Origin of the sequence: Rhizobium sp. L9 (assembly GCF_002531885.1) — a bacterium.
Taxonomy (GTDB): domain Bacteria; phylum Pseudomonadota; class Alphaproteobacteria; order Rhizobiales; family Rhizobiaceae; genus Rhizobium.
The window spans coordinates 1-9,419 of the sequence record NZ_NWSZ01000057.1; the positions used below are offsets into that span (position 1 = coordinate 1).

Consider the following 9,419-nt stretch of genomic DNA (forward strand, 5'->3'; position numbering starts at 1 on the left):
AGCTTTAACCGATCTGCTTTGCGCGACCGGAATACGAAGACAGTTCCAGTGAATGGGTCTTTGTGTAGCTCGTTCTTGACCAGTGCCGCCAAGCCATCATGGCCTTTGCGAAAGTCGACTGGCTTGGTCGCCACCATGATCCGCACGCGGTTGGATGGAAAGATCATGCGGGAGCCGCACAGGCACGCGCGACAGCGGCGATCCGAGCGGCAGACGCACCTTCTTCCAGACGAATGGTGACGGAACCGACGATGATCTCGGCGCGACTGGCTTTCTTGATCGGCGGCTCCGAAACGGGCGGATCAACGATTACCGCTGCAAACTCCATCGGGTCTTCGGGTGCGGGCAGAAGCAACTTACCCTGCCGCGCCATCGTTCTCCAAGTGGAGAGGTGGTTCGGCTTCAACCCATGCCGCTCTGCGACCTCACTTACCATCGCGCCGGGCCGAAGGCTCTCCGAAACGATCTGCGCCTTCACGTCATCCGGCCAATGCCGGTGAACCTCACGTCCAGACTTCCTGGTTGTGAGAACCTCCAATGTAGTCTCCATGGAGAAACTCCCGTTGCTCGTCCATGGAAAGGCGATCACAGATCATGGCAGGAAAGACAACGTGGGAGCGGAGCACCGGTTACATTTTATCGACGAAGCTGAGCGCTACGCCCGTCGCCGATCGGCCGCCCTTCGGACGATTGCGCGACGTGCTGTCTAGCACCTTCGGCGGCAAATCGAAGGGTGCTGGGGGACCACAATTGCTCCGCACCGCAACCCGCCGCTACCGCCGCAAATACAGCAACCTAAAACCGTCGGAGCGAACTCAAAACTGGATAAAACTTGGGGGCAAGGTCAGCGGCCTTCCCCGGATGGATACCTTTGAAAAGCCTCTTTGGTGGCTGTTGAACTTATTCGGGCTCGGGCGGATCTTACTCAAGCAGGAACCTTGGTCAGGAACCGGATTGTTGTAGCAACCCATGTATTTTAGGTGCGTTGGAGGACATCATACGGGAAGCTTCCTCAACCAATATCTCCCTGAACCAGATGCTCCCTGGATCGGCATTATGGAGCGCTGGCCATTGAACAGCTTCTGTGAAGACGGGGAGCGGTAACGGAAGGTTGATGATCCGCAAAGGGAAAGTACTTTCGTAATGCTCGACTAAGCGAAGCGGTAGGTTAGCTATGCGGTTCGTGCCACGCAGGACTGGTGGTATTAAGCTAAACCCTTGCACGACGACCTCCACCCGCCTCTGAATACCATTCTCGAGCAAGAACCAGCCCTCGACCGATGGCTTCAAAAAGCGCCCAAACGCGGCAGCGACGTGTCCCGTGGAGACATATTGCTCGATCGTCAGCGCTGAAGGTAGGTCCACATTTGTCGAACAGGCTACACATACAAACTTCTCTGTGAACAGTTTTGCGCTCGGGTGTGCTCCCGAGAGAAAAAATTCAGGCACGATGAGGAAGTCGACGTCACCGCGGCTAAGCATCTCGTACGGATCACTATCCAAAGGCAGCAACTCAAAGCTGACTGCGGGCGCTTCTCGAGCAACTCGCTCAATGATTTTATTGAAGTATATCAGCATCATGAAATCGGACAGAACTATTCTAAAGCATCTGTCAGACTTCGACGGGTTAAACGGCTCCCAAGAGATGATTGAGCATTGTACCTGCAAGAGAGTTTCACGCACTGCCGAGGCAAGTCCTTCGGCACGGGGCGTCAGCCGAAGTTCTCGACCATTCATTGTAAACAATTCGTCGCGGAAATAGTCCCGAAGCCTACCAATGGCGGCACTCATTGCTGGTTGACTTAGATTGATACTACGTGCGGCAGCCGTTAGGTTGCGCTCGGTCGTGAGCGCATCCAATGCAACGAGCAGGTTTAGATCAAGGCCCTTGAAACGCATCTTTAGTCACATCCAAACAACGGATATTTTATATCCAAACAATCGATTTTTCCAGTACAGAACCTTCCAGCATAGATCCAATGAAGGTTCGTCAAAAAGGCTTAGGTTAGTTTGGTGATCAATTAAGTAGGCCGCATAGTTACGATAGACGTTATAGTTGCAGGTAATCCACTTTAAATATCGAATGGCACCTTAGCAATAGGCGATGTGGAGCGGCGTCACCGAGCGACATGAAATGCTAGTGAACGGATGGGCGGAAGTAGGTTCATCATATCGCGATACCGGAGAGGCTTTGCCGTACGCTGGCTATCGACTGGCGGGCTCCTTCTGTTTGGAAGCATGTTCAAGATATTGGTGGCGTGCCAGTAATTTGTGATGAAAAGATCAACGCGCCTGAAGGCGCTTGAGGAAGAGAACGCCACACTGAAGAGACTGCTCGCCGAGCAGATCCTGGATACGGCCCCACTTCCCGAGCTCCTTAAAAAATAGAAAGGCCCGCCGCCAAGCGCGACGCCGTCGCACGCCAGAAAGCCGTCGTGGGCCTTTCGGAACGAAGTAGGTCGCCCGACTGCCGCCTTGCGTTCTCCGCTATCGAGATGCCGTCATCCGGTCGGCGTCCGCGTTACTCGCCTCGGGATCGTCAAAGCGGTTGCCGTCATTAAAAGCTAAGAATTCGGCCGGACTTGCCTCAATCGTCTTTCATAAGCCTCTATGAAGGCTTCCGGAATCGGGTCGCTAAACAATGGGAAATCAACCGGTTTGCGTAAGCCGGTGCTTGGCCGGATAGTGCCGCCATCGAGCCCCGGCCGCCATCCGGCTCCGAAAAAGAAAGCACCATACCGCGCCGCAAGCATCGGGGTCACAGGATTAAGAAGGCTTAGAAATACGGAAACTTCCGCTGCGCTGACTGAGGTATCTGCCCTTGAAAAAGACGCAACGTCGAAAAAGGCGTCTATGGCGTCCATGGCATCCCAGACGCGCAAGTCCTGCACCGCTTCGGAATATCGTTTAACATTGTGGTTCTGCTCGACTGTCAGCTTGTCGGCCGTCAGCGTCTCGTTACATCCGGCGTACTTGCGCAAAGCCGTTTCGAAAGCACGAATTCTAGCCGCGGTCTGAAGCAGCCCCTCGATCAGAAAATCGTTGTCGTTTGCGCCAAATGGCTTGGCGATGCTAGCCAAATAGTAGCGCAGCACGTTCGTGTCGATATCTGCTGCCACCTCGTCAGCCCACACAGCGTGGTCACGGCTAGTAGAAAATTTCGCGCCTTCGAGCTTATAAAAGTCCTGAATTGCATGGTTGTATGGAATCGCATAACCGCGCGAGAACAAACTAGCAGTAACGCCGATCGTGTAATAAAACCGGTTATCCTGACCCATGAAGAATACGAGTCTCGTGCTCGCGTTGCGCATAGTGTCATCGAGATCTGCGCCATTTTGCTTGCAGAGGCGTTCGATTCCTGTCTCATAGCACCACAATCCTTCAAACCAAGTCATTAAAGTTTGGCCTGCCACCTCCACCGGGGAGTTCAAAGTCACACCACGGTCGAAATGCCGCGACATCGGCAATGCCATCAGTTTTGACCGTAGCCAGTCAAGTTCTTTGCGCTTTATGGATTCCGGCCATCCGCTCGCCTCAATGGCGTGATCGAGCCCCGGAGCAAATTTTTCAAGCTCAAAATGAACCTGTCGAATCGGGCGCAAGATAAGGCTCTGGCCGCATGTCGTGTGAATCGGGTTGCGTAGTAGATTGTGTTGCAGCGCCGAGCCGCAATCTTCGCAAAGGTTACTATCTGTTGGCGCGTTACAAGCTGGACACTCTCCGACCGCGAGTGAGTCTGCGGCGAACTCTTCGCACGTCCCGCAATACAGTTGCTCTCCGTCGCGCAGCTCAACGTAGCCGGACGCTCTTAGTTGGTCGTAGATCGCCAAGCTGCGGTCTTTGTGGTCTTCGCTTGAAGTCCTTACAAATACGTCCGGTTCAATATCAACTGACCGCAGACACTGCAGAATTTCTTCAATGTGCATGTGTGCGACGTCATCAACCGGCCTGCCAAGCTTTCGGGCTTTCACCAGCGTGTAAGTGCCATGTTCGTCCGCACCTGTCACGTGATAGGCCGCGTTGCCTACCATGCGGTGGTAGCGTACGAACACGTCGGCGAGAAGGTACACGCCACCTATATGCCCAAGATGCAGCTTGCCGTTCGGGCACGGCGGCGCCGAGCAGGCAAAAAAAGTATGTTGGTTTGCTCTCAATTCAATCCCACCATATCGAAAGGAACTTTAAGCTGGTTTGAGGGCTGCTATTTTTGATCGCGTGTTTTTGGTGCGGCGCTATATAGACCATCGTGTCCCCACTGACTGCGGAGGTTTCTCCATCGGATTGAAACACGCCGCTGCCCGAGTGACCTGCCACGGTACTTTCACCCAGCAGCGACTAGAGCCCCGGCGGTTTTGAGTACGCCAAGTGGCGCGGTGTGAGCAACCGGCGGAAACGCGAAGCTTTCATCTTGCGCAGCGTTGGAGCCGGTTGCGGCGATGGTCCCGGCAAAGTCTGCCGGGGTTTTGTATCCAAGCGATGAGTGCGGCCGGAAATGGTTGTAATCGTCCGCCCATTCAGCAATGGCGCTGCGGGCATGATCGAGGCCGAAGAACAGGCTTTCATTGAGTAACTCGTCGCGCATCCGACCGTTGAAACTCTCGACATAGCCGTTCTGCATCGGCTTTCCCGGCGCGATGTAGTGCCACTCGACCTTGTGATCCTTCGACCAGGCAAGGATGGCATTCGACGTTAGTTCGGTGCCGTTGTCGGAGACAATCATTCCTGGCTTGCCGCGTCGTTCGATCAGCGTCGTCAGTTCTCGGGCGACACGTCGACCGGAGATGGATGTGTCCGGGATCGCCGCCAGGCATTCGCGCGTTACGTCATCGACGATGTTGAGCACGCGAAACCTCCTTCCGCAAGCGAACTGGTCGTGCACGAAGTCTAGCGACCAGCGGGCATTGGCCTTCGCCTCGACCAGAAATCGGAGCACGCGTGCGGACAGCACGGCGTCTGGCTTTCCGCTTGCGAACGGAAAGACCTTCCTCGCGATAGAGCCGGTAGATGCGATTGACGCCGGACGGCTCTCCGTCCCGCCGAAGCAGGACGAACAGTCGCCGGTAGCCGAAACGCCGTCGCTCATTGGCGAGGTCGCGCAGCTTCGCTCGCAATTCTACCTCCGGCGGTCGGCAGGACCGATATCGCACCATCTTCCGATCCGCAGATATAATCTGGCAGGCCCGCCGTTCCGAAAGACCCATGACGGTCTTCAGATGCGCGACGGCGTCGCGTTTGGCGGCAGGCCCTACCATTTTTTTGCAAGAAGCTCGCGAAGTGCGGCTGCATCCAGCATCTGTTCGGCCAGCAGCTTCTTCAGTCTCGCGTTCTCGTCTTCAAGCGCCTTCAGCCGCTTCGCCTCGGAGACTTCCATGCCGCCGTATTTGGCTTTCCAATTATAAAATGTTGCTTCTGAAATTCCGTGCTTGCGGCAGAGGTCGGCCACCTTCGCGCCAGCCTCCTGCTCCTTCAGCACCGCAATAATCTGCTCTTCCGTAAATCTCTGCTTCTTCATTCATCCGTCCTTTAATGGGCCGGACTCTAATCCATTCTGGAGGAAATTCGCAGTGGCAGGTCATTTGGTCTCGATGTTGCACAAGGAGCCAATTCCAGCGGCCACGAAGTACTTGGTATGCACCCGTGGGAACAACATGGGCGCTTCAATTGAACGGAAACTCAAATTTATGGCTGGCTCTGACAAATTACGGACGATCAGCGATAGTTCGGGTCTCCAGCGGGATTGCAGCATGAGGCCGGCAGTCAATACCAAAGGACATTACTGCGACTTCGCCGAATGCCGGTAATAGACATCCGCCAGAATGTGGTGGTCATGGCGGTAGACTTCGGCCATGATATTATAGAGGCTTGGATCGTGAGCCTCGAAATCTTCTGATGTGGCAATGGTGAGATTGCCTCGGCTGTAAGCCAAGTTCGTATTGAACCAAAATCGCGTGCCCTCGGCCCAATACTCATCGACGTTGTTCTCCATATAGGAACACGCCCAGAGGCCTTTCTCGTAGGCGTGCGAATAGGCACGTTCAACTCGTGCAACGAGATCAGGATCTACCGTGCGCAGCGCGTTGAAAATATTATGTGAGAATTCGTGAACAAGAATGTTCCCGCCGTAATACCGCGTGCCCGGCACGCCCATCAAATTCTCCACAGCTCCCGTCGTGTAGAGCCCGCCCATGCCGCGCGCCCTTTGTGCCCAGTAGTCTCGGGCAGTCATCTTGCCGATCGTGTTGGCGTAATCCCGCCGCTCGTCAGGGGTGAGACGTGGATCATCGGGAAGAGGCTTCTTCCAATCCCGCTGCTCGGGAATATCAGTCGTCGTCTCGTCAATTGCCATGACGCCCACCCGCGCTCCAGCCTGGATTAAAGCATCGCGGACATCACGGCGTTCTGACAACATGTAGAGGACAATGTCACGTGAGATCAATAGTGCCGTGTCTGGAACCTTGTTTGACGAAATAATAGGTATGCCCGCTGCGTCAGCATATTTGGCATAAAAGGGATCCAGATTGAGTGATGTCGGTGGGCTGCGAACTATGAAAGTCTCGAAACTCGATACATCAGCCGCGGACAAAGGCGAGTCAGATAAGACATTCTCAGCGCCGCCGAGTCTGCCTGCGGATGCAGCAAGAAGGTACCCACCGCACAACACCATCCCCATCGAGCATACATCCATCATCGTGACCTCTCGTTAACGGCTGTCTTTCGTGAGACGACGCAACAACCGTGCCAGTCACTAAGTATTTCCTCGGGGGCTCATCGGCGCCGCCGGCTCTGTACCAGACCATGTGCGTGACGATCGGCATCCGGTGACCAGGGTATGACGATCACCTCATACCGTTATCTAGGAGAAAATTGCGATCTCGCGGCCGCCTCGCCAGTCCTGGGAGGCGTTTGCTGTGTCCGGGGTCCTAAAAGCTTGCACCGGAAACGCACTGATCTGCGAATCCATTCCTGTACCCATCATCTTCTCCCGAGGTCGGGATCGCCAGGCAAGTATGTCCTCTGGCAATCTTCGCCGATACCCAGCGTGCCGGTCCATGGGCTGCGATAGCCAAAGCGAACCAGGGCGTTTTGCGAGGGGAACCCCTTTCAGATTCAACAGGAGAATGCTGCTGCCTATCGCCGCGTCCCATTTTGTGTGGAATCAGACTGTCGCAAACCGAACATTCCGAAAAAACCCCTCCGCCAGGTCGGGTCGTTCGACGACTTTCGACGCCGGGATAGACCAGCCCGGTTCCGCCGATGGTTCTAATGTGATCTCGACAATTTGCCTGATTATCGCCGAAAACGTCTTTGGCTTGCTTCTGCCTGAGTAGCGAGCCTCTCAGTCATGGTCAACTTTTCAGTTCAATGTCCTGGATGCCTGATCAAGATGATCCAGCATGATGGACAAGGCGGCATGTTCACGAAGAAGTTGGAGCCCGGCCGCTTCATCTGGCGTCGGCAGCCGATGGCAGGCCGATTGATTGGAACGCATCCATTGGACGGATGAGTTCCATCCAAACAAATGATTTCACCAGCTTATACCAGTGCCATTAGAAGCGCCCCAACGAGTGCGTATCAAGTAGTTGCTCTGTCGACGCCTGGACAGAGTATTAAGTGGAGGTTTAGGTATGAGCCCTCAGGTGCGGTGGAAAGTGTGCTGGGAAAACGAGTTGGAGCTCTCTGACCACACGGAGCTCGCAGATTTCTTTCGGAAGACCTATGGGCCAACTGGAGCTTACAACGCCCTTCCATTCGAAGGTGCTCGTAGTTGGTCAGGAGCTAGGCCCGAGCTTCGCGTAATAGGCTATGATGCGCACGGTGTGGCCGCTCACATGGGGTTGTTGCGTCGTTTCGTTCGGGTTGGCGAGGTCGATCTACTCGTATGCGAGCTTGGATTGTGGGGCGTGCGTCCAGATCTTGAGGGGTACGGCATTAATTCGATGCGCATTGTTTACCCAGTGCTGCAGCAACTTGGCGTTCGGTTTGCGTTCGGCGGTGTTCGGCAGGCGTTGCGCAACCTTGTTCTCAGGCTCTGCCGAAATGGTCTTGCGACGGTTTTGGAAGGGGTACGCGTGCGATCCACCCTTGCCGATGTTTATCTCAACCTCCCGCCGACGCGCTGTGAAAACGTAATTTTGGTAGTATTCCCAATAGGATGCTCAATGAGTGATTGGCCATCGGGGACCTTGATCGAGCGGAATGGCCCTGAGCTATGAAAGAGCATGGTCCCATAGCTGAAGTTATCCGAAGAGACGGTGGCGGCCCAGTGATCGGTGCGTCTATTTAACCCTCGATGACGGACCGACCCACACGATGACACATCCCGCACCTTTCGATCTGCGAACGCTTAGACGTCAAGCGTGAGATATTCGAGACAAGCAGGACCATCAGGAACATATGCCCCGAAGCCTCGGTACCGCAATCCGGGCACCTGGTGGAAGTATGAACATCATCGGCTAATGCCGTATTTTTGCGCGCTCGCGGGTTCACGATCCGCGCTCCTCGTTCGACCCGCTAACTGACGCCACTGCCGCAGAGCACGGCATCGGAGCCTGCGCACAAGCGCACTGCCGACCATACTGCGATGGCCGACAACCCAGATCTTCTTGTTGGACAAGTCGTACACTCAGAGCTCTTCCCGGCTGTTCAGGGCCTTCCAGTGCTTGACATCCTCGCGCACCATCTCGGCGACGAGCTCCTGAACCGGGGCCTTGTGTTGCCAGCCCAGCTTCTGGCGGGCCTTGGTCGGATCACCGGCAGAAGATCAACTTCCGTCGGGCGGAGGTATCGAGGATCGACTTCAACAAGGCAGGCACCGGACGCGGAGTCGTAGCCAGTCGACGCCGGACGCCTTCCATTCCAAAGTAATGTTCACGTCGGCAAAAGCCCGCTCGAGAAATTGGCCGACACTCGTCGTCTCGCCGGTCGCCAAGACGTGGCCATCCGGTTTGTCCTGCTGCAGCATGCGCGACATGCCCTCGACATACTCACGTGCGTGGCCCCAGTCGTAGCTCCTGGCGCTGTTTTTGGCCAGCTGTCGGGCGCGGCGGGCCTGCGCGATCGAAGTTGGCTTGTTCAGCCACAAGGCGAAGCTCTATCACCTGGGCGCTCGCAGCGTCTCCCGTGCGATACGCCATTTCTCTCTTGGCTACAGGGATGTGCGATTGTCTCCTGTTTTCAAAGCTCTTTGTCCTGCTGATGGTCGCGGTCGCGCTGGCGCGCGGTCGACCTAGACATGTCCTGCGATTGATGAATCGATTGTGAGGTGACGAGAGCGACCGAAGCTGATTCAACATCCACAGCGGAGAAGTGGATGATGGGACAGGCCCTGAGCGATGATCTCCTAATACGGGTTTTGAAAGCGTCTGCGGCGGGCATGTCGGCTCGACAGGCTGCGGCTCGTTTCGGAGTTGGGATTTCGA

The 9,419-nt window shown here is 55.5% G+C and carries 6 protein-coding genes and 5 pseudogenes; 4 read left to right on the forward strand and 7 right to left on the reverse strand.

The features are described 5' to 3' along the window. Positions 1-163: 163 nt before the first annotated feature. The gene (locus CO660_RS31710) at positions 164-550 is read right to left on the reverse strand and encodes a transposase (protein WP_011053358.1); all 387 of its coding nucleotides are present in this window, start codon (positions 548-550) and stop codon (positions 164-166) included. Positions 551-594: 44 nt separating this feature from the next. On the opposite strand from CO660_RS31710, the gene CO660_RS31715 reads away from it, so the two are divergent. Then, entirely contained in the window at positions 595-963 is a 369-nt protein-coding gene (locus CO660_RS31715; RefSeq protein ID WP_092755094.1) for a hypothetical protein, read from the forward strand. Here the strand turns inward: CO660_RS31715 and nodD2 are convergent. Then, positions 943-1,899: a transcriptional regulator NodD2 gene (nodD2, locus tag CO660_RS31720; RefSeq protein ID WP_004677768.1), complete on the reverse strand. Its 957-nt coding sequence runs from the start codon at positions 1,897-1,899 to the stop codon at positions 943-945. The genes CO660_RS31715 and nodD2 overlap by 21 nt on opposite strands. A 384-nt stretch (positions 1,900-2,283) precedes the next feature. Here nodD2 and CO660_RS31725 point away from each other — a divergent pair. After that, positions 2,284-2,417, forward strand: a pseudogene (locus tag CO660_RS31725) (IS3 family transposase); the annotation flags it as partial. 147 nt (positions 2,418-2,564) lie between these two features. On the opposite strand, the gene CO660_RS31730 reads toward CO660_RS31725, so the two are convergent. The 4 genes and pseudogenes from CO660_RS31730 to CO660_RS34205 form a co-directional block, all read right to left on the reverse strand. Beyond that, positions 2,565-4,154 (reverse strand): class I tRNA ligase family protein, encoded by a 1,590-nt coding sequence (locus tag CO660_RS31730; protein ID WP_092755088.1) that lies wholly within the window; start codon positions 4,152-4,154, stop codon positions 2,565-2,567. Positions 4,155-4,321: 167 nt separating this feature from the next. Next, positions 4,322-5,512 (reverse strand): annotated as a pseudogene (locus tag CO660_RS31740) (IS3 family transposase). A gap of 261 nt (positions 5,513-5,773) precedes the next feature. Then, positions 5,774-6,688 carry a hypothetical protein gene (locus tag CO660_RS31745; RefSeq protein ID WP_010034735.1) on the reverse strand — a complete coding sequence of 305 codons (915 nt, stop codon included), beginning with the start codon at positions 6,686-6,688 and terminating at the stop codon, positions 5,774-5,776. A gap of 64 nt (positions 6,689-6,752) precedes the next feature. After that, positions 6,753-6,961 (reverse strand): annotated as a pseudogene (locus CO660_RS34205) (insulinase family protein); the annotation flags it as partial. Between the two features lie 664 nt (positions 6,962-7,625). Between CO660_RS34205 and nodA the strand changes: the two are divergent. Further along, positions 7,626-8,213, forward strand: coding sequence for a nodulation N-acyltransferase NodA (gene nodA, locus CO660_RS31760; RefSeq protein WP_004679687.1), 588 nt, complete (start codon positions 7,626-7,628; stop codon positions 8,211-8,213). Between the two features lie 410 nt (positions 8,214-8,623). Here nodA and CO660_RS33545 read toward each other — a convergent pair. Further along, positions 8,624-9,016, reverse strand: a pseudogene (locus tag CO660_RS33545) (GDP-mannose 4,6-dehydratase); the annotation flags it as partial. A 297-nt stretch (positions 9,017-9,313) separates the two neighbouring features. On the opposite strand from CO660_RS33545, the pseudogene CO660_RS31775 reads away from it, so the two are divergent. Continuing rightward, a pseudogene (locus tag CO660_RS31775) lies at positions 9,314-9,419 on the forward strand (IS630 family transposase); the annotation flags it as partial.